Source organism: Salmonella sp. NW177, from assembly GCF_051811585.1.
In the GTDB taxonomy this organism is placed as follows: Bacteria; Pseudomonadota; Gammaproteobacteria; order Enterobacterales; family Enterobacteriaceae; genus Salmonella; species Salmonella enterica.
Map to the genome: position 1 here is coordinate 196,003 of NZ_JAMMZV010000003.1, position 21,869 is coordinate 217,871.

General features: G+C 52.2%; 20 protein-coding genes and 2 pseudogenes. 9 read left to right on the forward strand and 13 right to left on the reverse strand.

All coding sequences use genetic code 11. The features are described 5' to 3' along the window. Window positions 1–5: 5 nt before the first annotated feature. A complete protein-coding gene (gene phnS, locus NA986_RS11260; RefSeq protein ID WP_023215780.1) occupies window positions 6–1,019 on the reverse strand; it encodes a 2-aminoethylphosphonate ABC transporter substrate-binding protein in 1,014 nt (337 codons plus the stop codon). Window positions 1,020–1,216: 197 nt separating this feature from the next. Then, window positions 1,217–1,936: a phosphonate utilization transcriptional regulator PhnR gene (gene phnR / locus NA986_RS11265; protein WP_000836268.1), complete on the reverse strand. Its 720-nt coding sequence runs from the start codon at window positions 1,934–1,936 to the stop codon at window positions 1,217–1,219. Window positions 1,937–2,075: 139 nt separating this feature from the next. Between phnR and phnW the strand changes: the two genes are divergently transcribed. The 3 genes and pseudogenes from phnW to NA986_RS11280 form a co-directional block, all read left to right on the forward strand. After that, the gene (phnW, locus tag NA986_RS11270) at window positions 2,076–3,179 is read left to right on the forward strand and encodes a 2-aminoethylphosphonate--pyruvate transaminase (protein WP_023215777.1); all 1,104 of its coding nucleotides are present in this window, start codon (window positions 2,076–2,078) and stop codon (window positions 3,177–3,179) included. Window positions 3,180–3,188: 9 nt separating this feature from the next. Beyond that, complete coding sequence (gene phnX, locus NA986_RS11275; RefSeq protein ID WP_023215776.1) at window positions 3,189–3,998, forward strand: phosphonoacetaldehyde hydrolase; 810 nt, start codon at window positions 3,189–3,191, stop codon at window positions 3,996–3,998. A 5-nt stretch (window positions 3,999–4,003) separates the two neighbouring features. Beyond that, window positions 4,004–4,086: pseudogene (locus tag NA986_RS11280) on the forward strand (hypothetical protein); the annotation flags it as partial. Between the two features lie 8 nt (window positions 4,087–4,094). On the opposite strand, the gene yajL reads toward NA986_RS11280, so the two are convergent. Continuing rightward, window positions 4,095–4,685: a protein deglycase YajL gene (gene yajL / locus NA986_RS11285; protein ID WP_001275809.1), complete on the reverse strand. Its 591-nt coding sequence runs from the start codon at window positions 4,683–4,685 to the stop codon at window positions 4,095–4,097. Further along, window positions 4,648–5,559 carry a 2-dehydropantoate 2-reductase gene (gene panE / locus NA986_RS11290; protein WP_000705816.1) on the reverse strand — a complete coding sequence of 304 codons (912 nt, stop codon included), beginning with the start codon at window positions 5,557–5,559 and terminating at the stop codon, window positions 4,648–4,650. The genes yajL and panE overlap by 38 nt, the downstream gene beginning before the upstream one ends. Window positions 5,560–5,684: 125 nt before the next feature. On the opposite strand from panE, the gene NA986_RS11295 reads away from it, so the two are divergent. Further along, window positions 5,685–6,176 (forward strand): YajQ family cyclic di-GMP-binding protein, encoded by a 492-nt coding sequence (locus NA986_RS11295; RefSeq protein WP_001138913.1) that lies wholly within the window; start codon window positions 5,685–5,687, stop codon window positions 6,174–6,176. Window positions 6,177–6,222: 46 nt separating this feature from the next. Here the strand turns inward: NA986_RS11295 and NA986_RS11300 are convergent, their stop codons facing one another. Both NA986_RS11300 and NA986_RS11305 read right to left on the reverse strand, forming a co-directional pair. Beyond that, complete coding sequence (locus NA986_RS11300) at window positions 6,223–7,587, reverse strand: MFS transporter (RefSeq protein WP_001000938.1); 1,365 nt, start codon at window positions 7,585–7,587, stop codon at window positions 6,223–6,225. A gap of 230 nt (window positions 7,588–7,817) precedes the next feature. Then, a pseudogene (locus NA986_RS11305) lies at window positions 7,818–7,949 on the reverse strand (IS5/IS1182 family transposase); the annotation flags it as partial. Between the two features lie 174 nt (window positions 7,950–8,123). On the opposite strand from NA986_RS11305, the gene NA986_RS11310 reads away from it, so the two are divergent. Further along, window positions 8,124–9,635, forward strand: coding sequence for an SEL1-like repeat protein (locus tag NA986_RS11310; protein WP_070793889.1), 1,512 nt, complete (start codon window positions 8,124–8,126; stop codon window positions 9,633–9,635). A gap of 11 nt (window positions 9,636–9,646) precedes the next feature. Next, a complete protein-coding gene (locus NA986_RS11315; protein WP_070793890.1) occupies window positions 9,647–11,116 on the forward strand; it encodes an SEL1-like repeat protein in 1,470 nt (489 codons plus the stop codon). Between the two features lie 47 nt (window positions 11,117–11,163). Here the strand turns inward: NA986_RS11315 and cyoE are convergent, their stop codons facing one another. From cyoE to NA986_RS11350, 7 genes are all read right to left on the reverse strand, one after another. Further along, window positions 11,164–12,054 (reverse strand): heme o synthase, encoded by an 891-nt coding sequence (gene cyoE, locus NA986_RS11320; RefSeq protein WP_000971352.1) that lies wholly within the window; start codon window positions 12,052–12,054, stop codon window positions 11,164–11,166. Window positions 12,055–12,065: 11 nt separating this feature from the next. Continuing rightward, on the reverse strand, window positions 12,066–12,395 hold the full coding sequence (locus NA986_RS11325) for a cytochrome o ubiquinol oxidase subunit IV (protein ID WP_000019878.1): 330 nt from the start codon (window positions 12,393–12,395) through the stop codon (window positions 12,066–12,068). Then, complete coding sequence (locus NA986_RS11330; protein ID WP_000179833.1) at window positions 12,395–13,009, reverse strand: cytochrome o ubiquinol oxidase subunit III; 615 nt, start codon at window positions 13,007–13,009, stop codon at window positions 12,395–12,397. Before NA986_RS11330 ends, NA986_RS11325 begins: the two co-directional genes overlap by 1 nt. After that, a complete protein-coding gene (gene cyoB, locus NA986_RS11335) occupies window positions 12,999–14,990 on the reverse strand; it encodes a cytochrome o ubiquinol oxidase subunit I (protein ID WP_000467158.1) in 1,992 nt (663 codons plus the stop codon). Before cyoB ends, NA986_RS11330 begins: the two co-directional genes overlap by 11 nt. A gap of 10 nt (window positions 14,991–15,000) precedes the next feature. Next, window positions 15,001–15,957, reverse strand: coding sequence for a cytochrome o ubiquinol oxidase subunit II (gene cyoA, locus NA986_RS11340; RefSeq protein WP_001239447.1), 957 nt, complete (start codon window positions 15,955–15,957; stop codon window positions 15,001–15,003). Between the two features lie 452 nt (window positions 15,958–16,409). Further along, window positions 16,410–17,885 carry a muropeptide MFS transporter AmpG gene (ampG, locus tag NA986_RS11345; protein WP_023215772.1) on the reverse strand — a complete coding sequence of 492 codons (1,476 nt, stop codon included), beginning with the start codon at window positions 17,883–17,885 and terminating at the stop codon, window positions 16,410–16,412. A gap of 43 nt (window positions 17,886–17,928) precedes the next feature. Continuing rightward, window positions 17,929–18,507, reverse strand: coding sequence for a lipoprotein (locus NA986_RS11350; protein WP_001537832.1), 579 nt, complete (start codon window positions 18,505–18,507; stop codon window positions 17,929–17,931). A 303-nt stretch (window positions 18,508–18,810) separates the two neighbouring features. Between NA986_RS11350 and bolA the strand changes: the two genes are divergently transcribed. The 3 genes from bolA to clpP all read left to right on the forward strand — a co-directional run bounded on the left by bolA (window position 18,811) and on the right by clpP (window position 21,643). Further along, entirely contained in the window at window positions 18,811–19,128 is a 318-nt protein-coding gene (bolA, locus tag NA986_RS11355) for a transcriptional regulator BolA (protein ID WP_000973433.1), read from the forward strand. Window positions 19,129–19,474: 346 nt separating this feature from the next. Then, window positions 19,475–20,773 (forward strand): trigger factor, encoded by a 1,299-nt coding sequence (gene tig / locus NA986_RS11360; protein WP_001198403.1) that lies wholly within the window; start codon window positions 19,475–19,477, stop codon window positions 20,771–20,773. 246 nt (window positions 20,774–21,019) lie between these two features. Next, window positions 21,020–21,643, forward strand: coding sequence for an ATP-dependent Clp endopeptidase proteolytic subunit ClpP (gene clpP / locus NA986_RS11365; RefSeq protein WP_000122257.1), 624 nt, complete (start codon window positions 21,020–21,022; stop codon window positions 21,641–21,643). Window positions 21,644–21,869 lie beyond the last annotated feature (226 nt).

Genomic DNA, 21,869 nt, shown 5'->3' on the forward strand with positions numbered 1-21,869 from the left:
CAGGTTTACTCGCTTTCGGTCACTTTGTGCCAACGGCTAATATCTGCCGACAGGGAAACGGCTACGTCATCCCAATTTGGCTGCCAGCTCTGCACGCCTTCCAACGCGGCAGTGGCGGTCTTGTAATGTTCGTCGCTCGGCGTCACGTCGCTGCGTACCGGCATTCCCCAGGAGAGTTCGCTGACGCGAGTCTGCGCTTCTTTACTCAGCAGGAAGTTAATCAGCTTTTTACCATTTTCACTCTGCGGCGCCCCCTGGACCAGGCCAATGACATAAGGGATGGCCAGCGCGCTGCGCTCGCCTTTGTCGTTGGCCGGCCAGAAGATTTTCACGTTCGGGTTACGTTCCATCTGCGCGAGGTTCATTTGCAGGTCGCCGTTAGCGACGTAGATTTCACCTTTATTAACCAGCGCGGTTAGCTTGCCGGTAGAGGCAGATGGCCCGACGTTATTGGCCTGCAGCTTGCCGAGATACGCAAAACCGGCATCTTTACTGCCGAAGCTGTGGAAAGCCTGCAGCATCACCGCCGTGCCGTCAGCGGCCTGACCTGGCGTGGAATACTGGAGTTTATTTTTGAATTTACCGTCAAGCAGATCCTGCCAGCTCGCCGGGGCAGTTTTCAGCAGCTTGCTGTTGTAGATAAAGCTCAGATAGTTCTTTACCAGCGGCGAATAAAGGTTGTTGGCATCGGGGATAGCCGAGGCGGCGTCGGTGTTAAAGTTCGCCAGCAGCTTTTCGGCGGCGGCGCGCTGAATGAATGGCGGCGCGGTTACCAGCACGTCGGCTTGCGGATTCGTACGCTCTTTTGCCAGACGTTCCACTACCACGCCACCACCGCCTTCAACATAGCGTACGGTAATGCCGGTCGCTTTGGTGAATGCGTCAAACTGCACCTGGTACCAGCTGTTATCGCCATCGTGCAGCCCGTCGATGGAGTACACCGTGACCACCGATTCCGCCCATGACGGGGCGCTGGCGAGAGCGAAGACAGACAGCAGAGCAAGTCGGGAAAGTTTCATCGTAATAGCCTCATAGCGTACGTTGCATTTTCTGGCCTATACCAGGTTTGCTTTTTACGCTAAACGGCTTATATGACAAAACGATGAAAGAGAAATAAATCAGTCCACGCCGGATGATGCTGCGTTTATCCGGATAGCCGTGAGACGATACGATTGATAGGCCGGATAAGTCCCGCAGCCAACATCCGGCGCATCCGCTAGTGGGTATCTACCTCAATACGCAGGCTGTCGTGACGCCAGTATTCGATATCCAGATCCAGCACTCGCCCGTGTTGATCGTAGTTCAGACGGCGCAGCAACAGCGCCGGGCGTCCTTCCATAACTCCCAGCGCCTGTGCGGCCTGCGCAGGCATGGCGGTGGGGTAGAACGACAGATGCATGCTGGTATAGACGAGGTTGTAGTGCGACTCGTATACCTCGGTCAGGCTGCCGTTGAGATCATACTGCAGCAGCTCAGGCACGCGGGCGGGCAAACAATGGTTTTCGCAGTAGCACACGGCGCGGCCATCGGCGTAACGCAGACGGGTCAGCAGATAGATTTGATCAAACGGCTGGAGCTGGAGGGGCTCCATGACCTCGACAGGCACGGTGGTTAACACGCCGCTCAGTAGCGCGGTTTTTGGCTCCCGCCCCTGCTCGCGGCAAAGCTTATGGAAGTTGGTGTTCTGGGTCGGATCCAGCCACAGGCGTTCCGGCGTAACGAACCAACCGCGACGATCGGCGCGCCAGATAAGCCCACTGGACTCCAGCTGCGCCAGACTTTCGCGAATAGTAATGCGCGTGGTGTTGAAGATCGCGCACAGTTCGCGTTCAGACGGCAGTTTATCACCGCTTTTCAACGCACCGCTCTGAATACGCGCCTGAAGCTGCGCCTTGATCAACAGGTACTGCGGGATATCGCCCGGGATAGATTTCATGCTTACTCGCTTCCGTTTTGCCTGCCGCCATTATACAAGCAGAGATGAATTTTTTGTTGCAGCGCGATTTTCTCTTTGACCCGTCGCGGCAAAGATCGTCATGATAAATGCAATCTGGTATAGACCAAAGGTAAATAACATGACTTCGCGTAACTATCTGCTGCTGACTCCAGGCCCGCTCACCACCTCTCGTACCGTGAAAGAAGCGATGTTGTTCGATAGCTGTACCTGGGATGATGATTACAATATCGGCGTGGTGGAACAGATCCGCCAGCAGCTGACCGCACTGGCAACGGCCTCCGAAGGCTACACCTCCGTACTGCTGCAAGGCAGCGGCAGCTATGTTGTGGAAGCCGTACTGGGCAGCGCATTGGGGCCGCAGGATAAGGTGCTGATCGTCAGCAACGGTGCATACGGCGCACGAATGGTCGAGATGGCCGGCCTTATGGGTATCGCCCATCACGCTTACGACTGCGGCGAAGTTGCGCGCCCGGACGTGCAGGCGATCGACGCGATCCTCAACGCCGACCCGACGATCAGCCATATCGCCATGGTGCATAGCGAAACGACCACCGGGATGCTCAACCCCATTGATGAGGTGGGCGCTCTGGCGCATCGCTATGGCAAAACCTACATCGTTGACGCCATGAGCAGCTTCGGCGGCATCCCCATGGATATTGCAGCATTACACATCGACTATCTGATCAGCTCCGCCAATAAATGCATTCAGGGCGTGCCGGGTTTTGCCTTCGTGATTGCCCGCGAGCAAAAACTGGCCGTGTGCAAAGGGCATTCCCGCTCGCTGTCGTTAGATCTCTACGCCCAGTGGCGCTGTATGGAGGATAACCACGGCAAATGGCGTTTTACTTCGCCCACACATACCGTCCTGGCGTTTGCACAGGCGCTGAAAGAGCTGGCGAAAGAAGGTGGCGTGGCGGCACGTCATCAACGCTATCAGCAAAATCAGCGCAGCCTGGTGGCCGGAATGCGGGCGCTGGGCTTTAACACACTGCTGGATGACGAACTTCACTCGCCCATTATCACCGCCTTTTATTCACCGGAAGACCCGCAGTATCGCTTTAGCGAATTTTATCGCCGCCTCAAAGAGCAGGGCTTTGTTATCTATCCTGGCAAAGTGTCGCAAAGCGACTGCTTCCGCATCGGCAACATTGGCGAAGTATATGCCGCCGATATCACGGCCCTGCTGACCGCCATTCGTACCGCCATGTACTGGACGAAATAAGGAACCATGATGAACCGTATTCACGCTGTTATTCTCGACTGGGCGGGCACCACCGTCGATTTTGGCTCCTTCGCGCCGACGCAAATTTTCGTCGAGGCGTTCCGTCAGGCATTTGATATGGAGATCACCCTCGCCGAAGCACGCGTGCCAATGGGGCTGGGTAAATGGCAACACATTGAAGCGCTGGGAAAATTACCTGCTGTTGACGCGCGCTGGCAGGCAAAGTTTGGTCGCTCCATGAGCGCAGCAGATATTGATGCCATCTACGCCGCTTTCATGCCGTTACAGATTGCTAAAGTTGTCGATTTTTCTTCTCCTATTGCCGGAGTTATCGACACGATCGCGGCGCTACGAGCCGAGGGCATTAAGATAGGCTCCTGCTCCGGTTACCCACGAGCGGTGATGGAGCGCCTGGTCCCCGCCGCCGCCGGGCATGGCTATTGTCCGGATCATTGGGTGGCAACGGACGACCTGGCCGCGGGTGGCCGCCCGGGGCCGTGGATGGCGCTGCAAAACGTGATTGCGCTGGGCATTGATGCGGTCGCGCACTGCGTGAAGGTAGATGATGCCGCGCCGGGCATTAGCGAGGGGCTTAACGCGGGGATGTGGACGGTGGGGCTGGCGGTATCGGGTAACGAATTCGGCGCAACATGGGACGCCTATCAGACTATGTCGAAAGAGGACGTTGCGGTCCGCCGTGAGCACGCGGCCAGCAAGCTGTACGCCGCCGGGGCGCATTACGTGGTGGATTCACTGGCGGATTTACCTGAGGTGATTGCGCATATTAATGCGCGTCTGGCGCAGGGCGAACGCCCGTAAAATAACTGCCGGATGGCGCTGCCGCTTATTCGGCCTACAGACTGTACCGTTTTGTAGGCCGGATAAGGTGTTTACGCCGCCATCCGGCAATCATTCTTACTCGTAGTAGTTATAAATCCCCGCCGCCATCACCAGTTGCGAAGCCACTTCATGCGCTTTTTCACGACCAACCAACAGGTCGATGATTTTCAAACCAAAATCGATAGCGGTACCCGGTCCTTGGCTGGTTAATAATTTTACCCGCGCATCCCACACCACACGCTTATCCTGCCACTGTTCGGCGGGGATTTTATCTTTCAGCGCCGGAAAACCGGTCATATTGCCGATAGGGAAGATATCGTGCGGCACGAGCACTGTGGCGGCTGCGGCGCAAATGGCTGCGACAATGCGCCCGGAGCGGTGAAACTGTTTTACGGTTTCGACCAGCAGCGGGCTGTCGCGAAAGCACTCGGCGCCTTTAATTCCGCCGGGCAACACGATGATGTCATAATCGCCGTCGGCAACTTCAACCAGCGGCGCATCCGCCAGTAGCTTTACACCGCGCGAGCAGACAATAGTCAGGTTGCCATCACTGGCGACGCTGGCGGTAGTGACGTGGATTCCGCCGCGAACCAGCAGATCGATAGTGGTGACCGCTTCGGTCTCTTCACTACCAGGGGCGAGGCATACCAGTGCCTGAGCGCTCATACTCACTCTCCTTTCGCTTTACCATTTCAAACAGGCGGCTATTTTCCGGAACGGCGAGACCGTGCACGCGGGCGCGCTTGAGTAAATAACCGGTGATGTAGTCAATTTCGGTATGGCGCATGGCACGCACGTCCTGCAACATGGATGAGATGTTTTCTGCCGTACTGTCAATCACTTGCTCAACATAATAGCGTAAATCGTCTGCCGATGTGTGGTAGCCTTCACGTTCAATCACGGCGGCGACCTCTTCGCAAATTGCGTTAATTTCATCAGTATGATGGCGCAGCTCGCCGTTCGGGCAGTTCCAAAGCGCGGTGAGCGGGTTGATAACACAGTTGACCGCCAGTTTGCGCCACATCTCTGCGCGGATATTGTTATGCCAGGCGACATCGGGCAGTACCCCCTGCAGGATATCGGCGAGATAACTGTAATCGCCGTCTTGCTCGCGCGCCGGGCCAATATGCGTAGTACCGTTAGCGACATGAATAATGATATTACCGTCGCGGCGCGCAGCATGGGTGATAGTCCCCATCAACATCGGCTGTTGGATATTTTGCAGTTCTTCTATGGTTCCCATTCCATTATGAATGAGCAGAATAGGCGACGTCACCGGTAGGGTTGACGCCAGGGTTCGTACTGCGTCGGAAACCTGCCACGCTTTCAGCGTGACTAATAACAGTTCGCTCTTCGCCAAAAAATCCGGATCGTTTGCCGTCAGTGATTCGTTGAAAAAGGAACCATCGGTATCGATCAGATTTACGCTGCAATAAGGTTGTGGCACCCGTAGCCAGCCCTGTACGTCATGCCCGTGTTTGCACAGTGCCGAAAGCCAAAGTTGTCCTAAGGCTCCGCATCCCAGTACAGTAATTTTCATTGTTCCTCCTCACCTGCAACAGCGCCAGGTGTTATGGCGCTAATTATAGCGTCATCAGCTAAGCTTCTCGTTAAGCCTCGTTGCAGGTATTATGCAACGCAACGAAAATGAAGGGAGAAGAAAAGATGCCATCTTTCGATATTGTTTCTGAAGTTGATCTGCAGGAAGCGCGTAACGGCGTGGATAACGCGGTTCGCGAGGTTGAGTCTCGTTTTGACTTCCGTGGCGTAGAGGCGACTATTGAACTGAACGATGCCAATAAAACCATCAAGGTGCTGAGCGAGTCCGATTTCCAGGTCAATCAGTTGCTCGATATTCTGCGCGCCAAGCTGCTTAAACGCGGTATTGAAGGCGCTTCGCTGGATGTACCGGACGAGTTCGTGCATAGCGGTAAAACCTGGTATGTGGAAGCGAAGCTGAAGCAGGGCATTGAAAGCGCCGTGCAGAAGAAAATCGTCAAGCTGATTAAAGACAGCAAACTGAAGGTGCAGGCGCAAATTCAGGGGGAAGAGATTCGCGTGACGGGCAAATCACGTGACGATCTGCAATCGGTAATGGCGCTGGTTCGCGGCGGCGATTTGGGCCAGCCGTTCCAGTTCAAAAACTTCCGCGATTAAGTTGTTATGCCGGATAGAGCCTCGCCGCCATCCGGCAATGCAGCATTCATCCTTTGCTGATAAGCTGTTCAACTTCAAAGCGATTGGTCACTTTGCTGTCGATTTTGACGTAAGCGGAATGCTCTTCCGCCACGATCAGCGCTTCGCTTACGCCTTTCATTGCCAACAGCCGCTGTTTTAGCCTGTCGTCAGCAACGATATCCGCTGGAATTTCCACGCGCAGGCTGCTGACATAGGGCGGCTCTTTCATGGTACTTGCCACTGCCAGCCATACCATCGCCAGTACGGCCCCGGCAAGGAAAACGGTTTGCCCATCAAACGTGCCGTCTATCCAGCCGCCCAGCGAGCCGCCAAGCGCCACGCCAAGAAACTGACTGGTAGAATAGACGCCCATCGCCGTTCCTTTATACCCCGCGGGCGACTCTTTGCTAATAAGCGAAGGCAGCAGCGCCTCCATCAGATTAAAGGCGAGGAAAAAGAGTTGTACGCCAATCACCAGCTCCCAGAAATGTTGGCCCGCTCCCCACAACACGATTTCTGCGACGACAATGAGCCCCACGCAGAACAGGAATACCTGCTTCATCCGCCGTTTGACTTCAGCATAGATAATAAAAGGCACGACGGCGGCAAAGGCGATCACCATGGTTGCCAGATACACCTTCCAGTGTTCGGCGGCAGGGAAACCGGCATCGGCAAGCTGGCCGGGCAGGGCGACAAAGGTGGACATCAATAAAATATGCAGACACATAATGCCGAAATTGAGCTTGAGCAGCCTCGGCTCCGCCAGCACTTTACTGAAGCTGCCTTTGACCATCCCGGATTCGCGATTCAGCACATGGTTGGTACTGTTGGGAACCACCCAGATCGTCAGAAGAATGCCCAGGGTGGCGAGGGCGGCGATCATCCAGAACAACGCGTTCAATCCCAGACTATGGGTAACGATCGGCCCTAATACCATCGCAATCGCGAAAGTGATACCAAAGCTGACGCCGATAAACGCCATCGCTTTGGTACGGTTTTGCTCTCGGGTGAGATCAGACAGGAGCGCCATGACGGCGGCGGCAATAGCGCCGGACCCCTGTAGCGCTCGCCCCAGAATAATGCCCCAGATTGAGTGGGAGAGCGCGGCAATGACGCTGCCCGCGACAAATACCGCCAGTCCGCCGACAATCAGCGGTTTGCGGCCAATGCGGTCGGACAGCAGCCCAAAGGGAATTTGAAAGATAGCCTGCGCCAGCCCGTAAATGCCGATCGCAATGCCGATTAATGCTTCGCTGGCGCCCTGTAGCGCCATACCGTATGTGGTCAGTACTGGTAGAACCATAAACATACCCAGCATACGCAACGAAAAGACGGTCCCTAAACCCCATGTGGCGCGCAGCTCCCCTGGCGTCATTTTATAATCGTTCATTGCCACCTCTGTATAAAAGCTGGGAGTAGTGTAGTGCGGGGAGTGTGTCGGGTAAATAGAGGGTTAATTAGCAAATATTATGTTTTTGAAACAGTTGAGCTAAAAAAGAGATAAATTGTTAACACGATAGGGGCGATCGGGAGAGTCAGCATAGCCTTGTGCTCATTCATATTCCGATCTCCTTGAGCTGTAGTGGCTATCTGAGCCATATCAGTATAGTGTAGCGGTTAGCCACGGCCTTCAGGCTGTGTGCGCTGTTGCTCCATATAGCAATAGCAGAACTCGTCAAGCCAGACTGTCAGCGAACCGCGCTGCCTGAGTGTGGCTGGCCGGTGGGTGACTTTAAACTTTTGCTTTGCCATAGGAACCCGATTCTGAAACGACTGCAATGATCAGATTCGTCCATCTTCTGAAAATTTGATTTATTCAACAACGCCGAGACTGATAGCAAACTTTCCGCGTGATGGCGCGCGTTTATCAGGTAGAAAATTCGTCAGCAGTCGCATTTATTATATTATTCAAGGAGTGAATTCGTTATGGAAATTAAATGTTTATCATTATGTATTTTAGCGGGTATTTTATTTGTTAGCCAGGTAAATGCATCAGAGAACAACGGTAAAGATGATGTAAAATATGCTGCGCTTACCCAGAAGGATCTTGATGCTTTGCCTGTGGAAAAAAGAGCTTCGGTTCTGGATGAACTGGGGTTTATCCATGAATACGGCCTTAATGTACCGATGAATCGCGAACAGGCGTTGCAGTATTACAAGCAGGCCTGTGAGCTTGGCGGTAACTACGGCTGTTATAATGTGAAGTATGCTTATCAGTATGGCGACGGAGTGGCGAAAGATAGCGCTCAGGCCAATAAGTATGCTAAGAAAATGAATCTGGATAATTTATTGATTGAGCAAGAGTATATCGATAAGTTTTCGCAAGAAATTTACATGGCAAAAGCATTGGCCGATACGGATAAATCGCAGCGGGCGGCATTTATTAGTATACTAATTCATGCTCTAAATAATAGACCCGAGAGCGATGCGCTTTTTTTTAGCCGTATTGGATTTAACCAGGAAAAAACATTTCGGCTGGCTACGTTATGGTCGCAGGATGGCGACCCGCAAATGGATTATCAGATGGGGCGACTCACCCTTAATGACTTTTCCGGTCGCTATGCGGACGAGCCTTATCAAGCCAGACCTGCGTCATTGAAGTGGTTTCGCGCCGCCGCGGAAAAAGGCGTCGTTGAGGCCCAATCTCTCTTGGGGGGTATTTATTCGGGGGGAGAGGGCGATGAGTGGGGGATTAAGCCAGACATTCAGGAAGCACAAAAATGGTATGGACAGGCGGCTAAGCAGGGGGACAGCGATGCACAGATTGCGTTAGGTAAAATCTATTATTCTGGCGCAACAGGGCGCACTGATTACGCTAAAGCGCTGGCATTATTTACGCAGGTTGAAAATGATGGTACTAATTCGCGCTCAACGATGCCGTTGAGTTGGATGTATTATAACGGTTTAGGTACTGCACCTGATTGTGATAAAGCCTGGTCGTATTACAAGAAAGCATCTCGATATGTAGGTAAGAAAGTTGAGGAAAAAATATTTTTAAGTAAATGCGCAGCGGATATTCAGAGTCGAAAAAACAACGCGGATGCTTTACCTAAAGTAACCCTGAAAAAAGAGAGAATTTTCTCTCGCGGGATAACGGCTAAACCGAAAGAATGCGCACTAATTTTTCAGATTGGCACAGATAAAATCCGTAACATGGCGAATTTGCATATTACGCTTGAGCTGAAAAATGCTGATGGAATGGCAACTGAGGAAACGTTGATGATTCCGCCATTCGGTTTGAATACTCTGGGGATAGATATGCAAAATCATGATGTTGATCCTCTCGTTACCCCATACGATCTCCCGCTGTATACGCAAGATTTTTGTCACGGGATCGGCGATATCCATTTTACGCTGAAATCCGCTACGGCAACGATTAACGGTAAGAATGTCGATTTACTGAAAGCTGACAGTGTGCGCTTTTTAGATAAAAAATAAGGGAATGAAAAATGATAAAACGGAAATGGAATCTTTTGCTTCTGCTTGGGCTTTCTTTCGCATCGGTATGCCAGGCAGGTGGTGATATTGACGCGTTGTATAGCCGTATTGCGCAGAAAGATGTTCAGGCGCTAAATGAGCTAAAGGCGTTAGCCAAAGATAATAACGCTCAAGCGCTGGCGGAGTTGGGGTTTATTTATGAGTACGGCGTTGCTGTGCCGAAAGATACGATACAGGCTATCAAGTATTATGAGCAGGCTTGTCATGTTGAAGAACCCTATGGCTGCTACAACGCTCGTTATTTTTATCTGCATGGCCTGGGGGTGATGCAGGATGACGTTTTGGCAAAAGAGCTTGCGGATAAAACCAGTAAAGCAGACACCGATACTGATGCGCAGACGGTGACGCGCCTGATAGCCGACGAAATAGATACGGCAAAGCAAGCCGCAGAAAGCGATATTACTCAGCGTTCCCGGTTTATTGAAACATTACGCCAGTATGCCAGCGGCGGGAGCGCGATGGCCGCGCGCATCACGCGCCTGGGTTATTCAAAGGCGGATATCCTGCACCTTGCGGAGCTGTGGGCGCAGGAGAGAGACCCTGAACTTAACTTTATCGTTGGTAGCCTCTATGACTCTGGTTTTGTTGAGGTCGACGATAAAGAGGCGCGTTCGTTGCAATGGTTCCGCAAGGCTGCTGAATTGGGCCAGGCTGATGCGCAGAATATACTCGGTTACTTCTACTTGAATGGAAAACGAGGGATTAAGCGCGATCTGCAGAAGGGGGTGCAGTGGTACGAGTTGGCGGCTGCGCAGGGGAATGCCGATGCGCTCATAAATCTTGGTGAGAGCTATTACTCCGGGACGCAGGTTCCGCTTGATTACGCTCGGGCGTTTGAATTCTTTGAACGGGCGGCGAAGATGGGCAAGTCTCGCGCTTTAAACTATCTTGCCTGGATGTATACCAACGGTCAGTTTGTCGACACGGACTGCCGGAAGGCAGCGGAGTTGTTTGCTCAGGGGCGAACAAGTTTTGCAGACGATCCCCATTTTCAGGTGACCTGCGAAAAAGACCGACAGGCCCGCGCTGAGGCTGTGGCAATGCGTGAAAAGAATTTGCCGAAGTTAACCTTCAATCGTGATCGTGTTTTCGGTGCGAGCCAGGGCAGCGGCTATGCATGCGAGCTGGAGTTTGTCGTCAAAACGGACAGAATCAGCAGTATAGAGAATTTACGCGTCTCACTGGCGCTGAAAAATAAGGCCGGGGCGATGTCACAGCAGGTTATCGCATTTGAGCCTTTTGGGCTAAATACGCAGAACCGCAATTTACAAGGGTATAAGTCTGATACGCTCCGTGAATCGACATTACAACCTGTCTATCAGCCGGAATTTTGCGATGTTGATAGCTATAGCGTGACTGCTGTGACGGGAATGGTTAACGGTAAAGAGATGGATATGCTTAAGGCAGGCATTTTTCTGTAACTGCGAGCGAAAATAATGGCGTATCAAGCGATACGCCATCAAAAGTCTTACCAGACGTAAGTCAGCAGATTCTGCGAATTCGGCACCATAAAATCAACGGACATCATGATACTCAGCGCGGTAATCGCAATGATAGAGAAGCCGAACAGCTTGCGCGCCCAGACCTTATCATCTTCCACTTTGTAACCGCGTAGCGCCATGCCGAGCCACCAAACGCTGACCGCCGCGGCGACCACCAGGTATTTGTAACCGGCATAACCGCCCAACGTGAGCATTAGCGTTGCAACGGCAAACGCAATGATATACAGCGTGATGTGGTTTTTAGCGACTGAGATTCCTTTTACCACCGGCAGAACCGGGATATTGGCCGCCTGATAGTCCTTAAAGCGGAAAATGGCGATGGCGTAAGAGTGCGGCATCTGCCAGAGGCTGAAAATAGCCAACAGGATCGCCGCGCCGCTGTCAAAGTCGCCCGTTACGGCGCAGTAGCCAATCACCGGCGGCGCTGCGCCGGAGAGAGAACCAATCAGCGTTCCGTAAACGGAGTGACGCTTCATGTACAAGCTGTACACGCCAACGTAGACCACGAAGCCCATTACCCCCAGCCAGCAGGCCAGAGGATTGGCGCCAAACCACAACAGCATAAAGCCAGCAATACCCAGCAGGGTGGCGTATACCAGCGAGACGCCAGGAGAAATCAGGCCTTTGACCAGCACCCGATTCTTGGTCCTTTCCATCTTCCTGTCGATATCCCTGTCGATGTAGTTGTTAAATACACAACCCGACGCCACAACCAGTGACACCCCGACCAGCGTATAAATGAACAGGGGATAGTCAATGCTGCCCTTTGAGGCCAGCAGAAATCCCCCGATCACCGAGATCAGGTTGCCAAAGATGATGCCTGGTTTCGTTACTTGCAGGTATTGCTTAAACATCATACTCGCCGCTCTTAGTGCATCATCATGTTGTAGTTGAGGTTCCACATAATCCAGATGGAGCCCACAACCAGGATGGCGATGATCAGCACGGTAAAGATGAAGGCCGTCATGTTCCAGCCTTCATCAGATTTGGTGTTCATGTGCAGGAAACACACCAGATGCACCAAAATCTGCACCACTGCCATTGCCAGGATAGATCCCAGAATAACGGCCGGAGAGGCAGCGCCGGTCATCACCATCCAGAATGGAATAACCGTCAGGATGACCGACAGGATAAAGCCGGTCATGTACGTTTTTACGCTGCCGTGGGATGCGCCGCCGCTCTCGGTAGAATGACTCATTACATCGCCCCCATCAGATAAACAACAGTGAATACGCAAATCCAAATCACATCCAGGAAGTGCCAGAACAGGCTCAGGCACATGATGCGGGTACGGTTAGTGCTGGTCAGACCGCGACGGGCAACTTGCACCATCAGCACCGCCATCCAGATCAAACCGGAAGTGACGTGCAGACCGTGCGTGCCGACCAGCGCGAAGAACGCAGACAGGAAGCCGCTGCGATCCGGGCCCATACCGTTAACAATCAGGTGATGGAATTCATAGAGTTCCATCCCGATAAATCCGGCACCGAACAAGAAGGTCAACGCCAGCCAGGAGATAACCTGGCTCTTGTTGTTCTTGTGCATGGCGATCGCCGCCATGCCGTAGGTAATGGAGCTAAATAACAGCAGGAAGGTTTCAACCAGAACGAACGGCAGTTCGAAAATGTCCTTACCTGTCGGGCCGCCAGCGGTGCCGTTCACCAGAACGGCATAGGTAGCAAACAGAATAGAGAACAGAATGCAGTCGCTCATCAGGTAGACCCAAAATCCGAAGATTTTGTTCTGGCCTGCGTCATGGTGCCCGTGTTCGTGCGCGTGGGCAGTCGCGTGCGTTAAAGTATCAGTTGCCATTTTTCAGCCCTGCCTTAGTAATCTCATCGAAATGCTGGTTTTCCAGTTTTTCGACTTCCGGGACCGGCACGTAGTAATCCACATCTTCATCAAAGCTTTTTACAATCCAGCTGATGATCATGCCTGCGAAACCCACTATCGCCAGCCACCAGATATGCCAGATCATGGCGAAGCCAAATACCGTCGCGAAGGCGGCGATAACAATACCGGCACCGCTATTTTTCGGCATATGAATCTCTTCATACTGTCCAGGCTGTTGGTACGCTTCGCCTTTTTCTTTCATTTCCCAGAAGGCGTCACGTTCGTGAACGTGCGGCACAACGGCAAAGTTATAGAACGGCGGCGGAGACGAGGTTGACCACTCCAGCGTACGGCCACCCCATGGGTCGCCGGTCAGATCGCGGTTCTGATCGCGGTCGCGAATAGAAACGAAGATCTGAATCAGTTGGCACAGGATACCCAGCGCAATCAGCGCGGCGCCGGCGGCGGCAACCATCAGCATCGTATGGAACTGCGGATCAATTTGCTGGCTGAGGCGACGGGTCATGCCCATGAAGCCCAGTACGTACAGCGGCATAAAGGCTACAAAGAAACCGATAATCCAGAACCAGAAGGCGCGTTTACCCCAGGTTTCGTTCAGCTTGAAGCCAAACGCCTTCGGCCACCAGTAGGTCATACCCGCGAAGCAGCCAAACACTACGCCGCCGATGATCACGTTATGGAAGTGCGCAATCAGGAACAGACTGTTGTGCAGGACGAAGTCCGCGCCCGGTACCGCCAGCAGCACGCCGGTCATACCGCCGACCGAGAAGGTCACGATAAAGCCGATGGTCCACATCATTGCGGAATGGAAGACGATACGGCCCTGATACATGGTGAACAACCAGTTGAAGATCTTCACCCCGGTCGGGATGGCGATAATCATGGTGGTGATACCGAAGAAGGCGTTAACGTTCGCGCCTGCGCCCATCGTGAAGAAGTGGTGCAGCCAAACGATAAACGACAGTACGGTAATACAGACGGTCGCCCAAACCAGCGAGGTATAGCCGAACAGACGTTTACGCGAGAAGGTCGCTGCGATTTCGGAGAATACCCCGAAGACCGGCAGAATCAGAATGTACACTTCCGGATGGCCCCAGGCCCAAATCAGGTTGATGTACATCATCATGTTGCCGCCCATATCGTTGGTAAAGAAATGGGTGCCCAGATAGCGATCCAGGGTCAGCAACGCGACGGTAACCGTCAGAATCGGGAAAGAGGCGATGATCAGTACGTTGGCGCACAAAGAGGCCCAGGTAAAGACCGGCATCTTGAACATTGTCATACCCGGCGCACGCATCTTCAGGATCGTCACGAAGAAGTTGATACCGGTTAACGTCGTACCAATACCCGAGAGTTGCAACGCCCATATCCAGTAATCGACCCCGACGCTGGGACTGTACTCTATTCCCGATAGAGGCGGATAAGCCAGCCACCCTGTCTGCGCGAATTCACCCACGCCCAGCGAGAGGTTAACCAGGATAACGCCGACAACGGTGAACCAGAAGCTCAGGTTGTTCAGGAAAGGGAAAGCAACGTCGCGCGCGCCGATCTGCAGCGGAACCACCAGGTTCATCAGACCGATAACGAAGGGCATCGCCACGAAGAAGATCATGATTACGCCGTGAGCGGTAAAGATCTGATCGTAGTGGTGCGGCGGTAGAAAACCCGCTTCGCCTGCGGAGGCAAGCGCCTGCTGGCTACGCATCATGATGGCATCGGCGAAACCACGTAACAGCATCACAATCGCGACGATGATATACATGATGCCGAGGCGTTTATGGTCAACTGACGTTAACCACTCTTTCCATAGGTAGGTCCACTTACCGAAGTAAGTAATCGCTGCCAGTATCGCCAGTCCCCCGACGATAATTGCAGCGATCGTTACCATGACGATAGGTTCATGGAACGGTACTGCATCCAGTGATAATTTTCCGAACATCTTATCTTCCTCAACCCTTGGAGTTGGCGGATTCCGCGTGGCTCATGTCCATACCTTCCATTCCTTCATGCGAGCTGTGCTCACCTTCAGGTTGGGTCATGTCCATGCTCTTACCGTGGTCCATGAATTTGTTAATAACGTCCTTGAACAAATCTGGTTTCACGCTGGAGAAATATTCCACCTTGTTGTACTCGCTTGGCATAGCCACTTTCTCGAACGCCGCCATATCATTCATGGTGTTCGGAGACTGCTTCGCTTTTGCGACCCATTGGTCGAATTCTGCGCGGTCTTCGGTGGCGATAGCTTTAAACTTCATACCAGAGAAGCCCGGGCCGCTATAGCTGGCGGAGATGCCATCGTAGGTTCCGGGTTCGTTGGCGATCAGATGCAAACGTGTTTGCATACCGGCCATGGCATAAATCTGGCTACCCAGACGCGGGATAAAGAAGGAGTTCATCACGGAGTTAGAGGTCACTTTGAAATAAACCGGCGTGTTCGCCGGGAAGGCGATCTCGTTGACGGTGGCGATACCCTGCTCCGGATAGATGAAGAACCATTTCCAGTCCATGGAAACCACTTCGATGGTGATCGGTTTTTCGTCATGCGCCAGCGGCTTGCTTGGTTCAAGCGCGTGCGTGGTTTTCCAGGTCAGTACGGCAAGGAAAATGATGATTAAGATAGGCACCGTCCAGACCACGGCTTCCACTTTATTGGAGTGTGACCAGTTCGGGCTATACTTCGCATCCTTATTACTCGCACGATACTTCCAGGCGAAACCAACAGCCATCAAGATGGCGGGAATAACGACGATCAACATCAGGCCAAATGCCGTCAGTATCAGCGAACGTTGCTCCAGTCCAATCTGTCCTTTGGGATCCAGCAGCGCAGAATTACAGCCACTGAGTAATGCAGTGCCTGCAATTAATGACAACCATCCCAAACTTTTATTGTATTTCCTGAGTCTCATTTAACGACCTCAATTCCACGGGACCTGGTGGCGTTTAAAGTGTAGGGGCATTTTACGGTAAGGTTACATTACTGTAAACATGATTGGTTCTGTGTTACCAAGTTCTGCCGCGCATGTCACATATGTTGCCAAGTATGTCGAAATAACTTTAAGACACTGTTGAAACTTTGCGTTATAACGGATGAGGTCTGTAAGTGGGATGTTGAGGGATAATTGGTATAACCAATGTAAAAATAAAACAATTACTTAACAATTTATTATCAATGAAAGGACAATCAACGGCAGAAATTTAAATTTAATCGGCTGAATCGTGTAAAGAAAATAGGTAGCGTAGAAATTACCAATAATTTCCAAAATTCTGTTGCGCACAAAAAGACAAATATATTTTTTATCAATTGATGGTTATTTAGCCGTTATAATTCCGGGTCGTTATTACAACGGCAAATAATGTTTTACAGCAGGCGTGTTTTTCGTAGCGCCAGGTAGTCCAGCAACCCGCCAAAGACAATGCCGCACACGGCAATCGCTACCGCAGTTTCAAGCAATCCGGACAGGAATGAGAAGTTAGTGTAATCCAACGCGTTCATGGTCAGCAGGAGTACCCACACCGCCAGCAAAGCGACGCCCGCGAGCAGGATTGAAAGCGCGAAATTGTAGGCGCCACGGTATTGCGTGCGGGGAATGAAACGCTCGCTCTGCCAGCTATATTCCAGCGTTTGCCGACAGACCAGCAACAGTAACAGCCCGGGAACGGCGGCGACAACTGAGAAGAGGTAGAATGTCGGCCAGCCGTGTGCTTCAACGAACCAGCCTGCCACAGGACCAACATAAACGCGGCCTACTGCGGAGAGGGCCGACAGTAGGGCAAACTGTGTTGCGGAAAACGACTTATTACATAGCGTCATTAATAAGGCGACAAAGGCGGCAGTACCCATCCCGCCGCACAGATTTTCGAAAAAGACCGCCGCGCCCATGCTGAACATGTTTTTATCGGTAATGGAGAGCAACCAGTAACCGGCGTTGGACGCGCCTTGCAAAAGGCCGAAAATCAGCAGCGCGCGAAACAGCGAAAGACGCTGCATTAATATGCCGCCGTATAACGCGCCGACGATCGTCGCCAGCAGGCCCAGCGTTTTATTGACCACACCGACTTCGCCGGCGTCAAAGCCGACGCCGCGAATCAAAAAGGTGGTGGTCAGGCTCATGGCGAAGGCGTCACCCAGTTTATAAAGCACAATGAGCAGTAAAATCAGCCAGGCGTTGTTACGGCCAAAGAAATCGCGTAGCGGCGCGACGACGGCCTGTTCCAGCGATTTCGGGGACGGGATAGTATCGGTCGGTTCCGGCGCCAGTAAGGTGGCGATAATGCAGGGGATCAACAATGCCGCCATCAGCCAGTACATGCCCTGCCAGCCGAGCCAGCGATCGGCCAGCCATAGCGCCAGTCCGCCGGAAACCAGCATCCCCAACCGGTAGCCAAGCACGCTGATTGCCGCGCCAGCGCCGCGTTCTTCTGCGGGTAAAACATCGGTTTTCCAGGCGTCGAACACGATATCCTGCGAGGCGGAGCAAAAAGCAATCACCACCGCCAGCGCCGCCATCCAGCGTAGCTGCGTGCCGGGTTCAAGAAAGCCCATCGCCGCAATCGCCGCCAGTAATAACAGTTGGGTGGCGAGTAACCAACCGCGACGACGACCTAAAAAAGGCGGCGTGTAGCGGTCCATCAGCGGGGACCAGAGAAACTTAAACACATAGGCCTGACCAACCAGCGAGAAGAAGCCAATCGTTTTAAGATCGATATTCTCGACGGTCATCCACGCCTGTAGCGTACCGGAAGTGAGCGCCAGCGGGAGACCGGAGGCAAAACCCAATATCAGCAGAATGGCTGAGCGCGGTTGCTGGAAAATACGTAAATATTGACTTGACATAGGCATCTACAGACCCGGCTTCTGCCGGGTCTTGTTGTTGCTATTAACGGGCGTTTTGCTTGATAAAATCGTGAATACTGGTGTCCTGAGACATATCAGCAATGGTATCGGTCAGAACGCTGTTTACCGCGTCGGCAATATTCTGGTTAGAGGCCTGGAACGCCCCTTCAATAGAGTAGTTGGCGCGATAGTTTTTGGTCATCTTGCTGCCATTTGCCGCGGTCGCAATAATCGCGATATCCGCTTTGGTCGCGATGTTGTAGCGCACGCTGCCCTGGGAAACATCAGCATACAGTTGGTTAACAATAATCTGCAGATTAACCGCGCCGTTAGGCCCGATCATGTAGCCCCGTGCCGTCATCTGTTTTTCCAGGACTTCTTGTAACAGGAAGCGTAAATCGCGGGAGGCGGTTAACGTTACCAACTGGTTGTTACGCGTGACTTTCGCTAACGCTTGATCCTGGCGTTGGTCCGCGCCGGTAATGCTAACGGTGACGCCCATCAGGCTCGGGTCCTGCTGTGGCAAGGTGATCTTCGGCGCGACGTCAATGGTCGTCGGCGGTGTGGCGCATCCTGCCAGCATAAACAGAGCGACTAACGGAAAGAGAAGTTTTTTTAACATATTCAGGCTCTCAATGACGCTTAAAACGTGATAGGTAAAAATTCCCGCCATCATAACACCGCTAACGGCGAGGGGAAGTGGTCAACGCAGGTAAATTCGTCGTAATGTCCGATTTGGTATTGATAACGGCGCGAGCGGGGATTTTGAGCGCTAAAAGAATGATTAAGGCAGTAAACTTCATACGTTTGGCTGAAATAATCAGACGAAAGCTAAATTTTTGTTGTCATGCTGTAATGGAAACGGTAAAAGCGGCTAGTATTTAAAGGGATGGGTGACATCACAGCGTTGTCGGAGGAGATTTTCATGATGATACGTGAGCAAATAGAAGAAAAATTAAGGACAGCGTTCGACCCCGTGTTTCTCGAAGTTGTGGATGAAAGCTATCGTCACAATGTTCCAGCAGGATCGGAAAGCCATTTTAAGGTCGTGCTGGTGAGCGATCGCTTTACAGGCGAACGTTTTCTTAATCGTCATCGGATGATTTACGGTACGTTAACGGCGGAACTTTCCACAACCGTACATGCGCTGGCACTGCATACTTATACCCTCAAAGAGTGGGAAGGATTGCAGGATACTATCTTCGCGTCGCCTCCTTGTCGCGGCGCGGGAAGCATCGCGTAGCAAAACGGATTTGCAACTACCTCCGCTTTTCCAGTATGTTGCTACAGAATTATGTGAAAACGGCCTGCGGGCCGTTTTGTTTTGTCTGAATTTTGAGCGTGTCGTACAGTATTCAGACAAAAATTAGCCGAGAATTGTGAAAACCGCCGCAGCATCGCACAATCACCGTTCTCGACTCACAAAAGTGATGCCGCTATAATGCGCCGTCTTATATATGAACGTCTTCGGGATGATTCTGACGACAGGGAATGTGATTGATTATGAGAACATCCCGGTTCCGCGAAGCAAATAGCACGTGCTTGCGGAGTAGAGTTGACCGAGCACTGTGATTTTTTGAGGTAACAAGATGCAAGTTTCAGTTGAAACCACTCAGGGCCTTGGCCGCCGTGTAACGATTACAATCGCTGCTGACAGCATCGAGACCGCTGTAAAAAGCGAGCTGGTCAACGTAGCGAAAAAAGTACGTATTGACGGCTTCCGTAAAGGCAAAGTACCGATGAATATCGTCGCTCAGCGTTATGGCGCTTCTGTTCGCCAGGACGTGCTGGGCGATCTGATGAGCCGCAACTTCGTTGACGCGATCATCAAAGAAAAAATTAACCCGGCAGGCGCGCCGAACTATGTTCCGGGCGAATACAAAGTGGGTGAAGACTTCACTTACTCCGTCGAGTTTGAAGTCTATCCGGAAGTTGAGCTGACCGGACTCGAGTCCATCGAAGTTGAAAAACCGGTTGTTGAAGTCACCGACGCTGACGTTGATGTGATGCTGGACACCCTGCGTAAGCAGCAGGCGACCTGGAAAGAAAAAGACGGCGCTGCGGATGCGGAAGACCGCGTGACCATCGACTTCACCGGCTCTGTAGACGGCGAAGAGTTCGAAGGCGGCAAAGCGACCGATTTCGTTCTGGCGATGGGCCAGGGTCGTATGATTCCGGGCTTTGAAGACGGCGTTAAAGGCCACAAAGCTGGCGAAGAGTTCACTATCGATGTGACCTTCCCGGAAGAGTACCATGCTGAAAACCTGAAAGGTAAAGCGGCTAAGTTCGTTATCAACCTGAAGAAAGTTGAAGAACGCGAACTGCCGGAACTGACTGAAGAATTCATCAAACGTTTCGGCGTTGAAGATGGTTCCGTAGCCGGTCTGCGCGCTGAAGTACGTAAAAACATGGAACGCGAGCTGAAAGGCGCGGTGCGTAACCGCGTTAAGTCTCAGGCGATCGAAGGTCTGGTAAAAGCTAACGACATCGACGTACCGGCTGCGCTGATCGACAGCGAAATCGACGTTCTGCGTCGTCAGGCTGCGCAGCGTTTTGGTGGCAACGAGAAACAGGCTCTGGAGCTGCCGCGCGAACTGTTCGAAGAACAGGCTAAGCGTCGTGTAGTTGTCGGTCTGCTGCTCGGCGAAGTCATTCGTACCAACGAGCTGAAAGCGGACGAAGAACGCGTTAAAGGCCTGATCGAAGAGATGGCGTCTGCTTACGAAGATCCGAAAGAAGTGATTGAGTTCTACAGCAAAAATAAAGAGCTGATGGACAATATGCGTAACGTCGCTCTGGAAGAACAGGCTGTTGAAGCGGTTCTGGCAAAAGCGAAAGTGTCTGAAAAAGCCACTTCCTTCAATGAGCTGATGAACCAGCAAGCGTAATTTTTCGCGTTAAAAGCACGAAATTTGCACAAAAACCCGTCACCTTTCAGTGACGGGTTTTTTTTGTCACGCATTTTGCATGGTAAGGGTGCGAAAACCGCGTTTCAGTGTTAGCGTTAGAGCAAAAGATTGTTATGCTTGAATTATGGCGATGCCGTACCCATTACAGAGGGACTGGCTGATAATCCGTCCATCAGGTTACAATCAGTACAGCAGGTTTTTTCAATTTTTATCCAGGAGACGGAAATGTCATACAGCGGAGAACGAGATAATTTGGCCCCTCATATGGCGCTGGTGCCGATGGTCATTGAACAGACCTCACGCGGTGAGCGCTCTTTTGATATCTATTCTCGTCTACTTAAGGAACGCGTCATATTTCTGACCGGCCAGGTCGAAGACCATATGGCTAACCTGATCGTGGCGCAGATGCTGTTCCTGGAAGCGGAAAACCCGGAAAAAGATATCTATCTGTACATTAATTCTCCTGGCGGCGTAATTACTGCGGGGATGTCCATCTATGACACCATGCAGTTTATTAAGCCAGACGTCAGCACCATTTGTATGGGACAGGCGGCCTCTATGGGGGCGTTTCTGCTGACTGCCGGGGCGAAAGGCAAACGTTTCTGCTTGCCGAACTCTCGCGTCATGATCCACCAGCCGCTGGGCGGCTATCAGGGCCAGGCGACGGATATTGAAATTCACGCCCGCGAAATTTTGAAAGTAAAAGGGCGCATGAATGAACTTATGGCGCATCATACGGGTCAATCTCTTGAGCAGATTGAACGTGATACTGAGCGCGATCGCTTCCTCTCCGCGCCTGAAGCGGTAGAGTACGGTTTGGTTGACTCAATTTTGACCCATCGTAATTGATGCCCTGGACGCAAGTGTGCCGCTATACACTTCATCCTTCACGCTACCTCGGTGTTGGCTGCCAGCGCGCCTCCCGGTGACTTACTTATATAAGCGCCTGCGGAGTCGCCGAGTTGCCGCCTTGATGTAGCTCGAATGATTTTGTGTATATACTAATGAAGGGCGGCACAACGCTGATTAGCGGCTTGCGCCTGAGAATGGCATTTGCGTCGTCGTGTGCGGCACA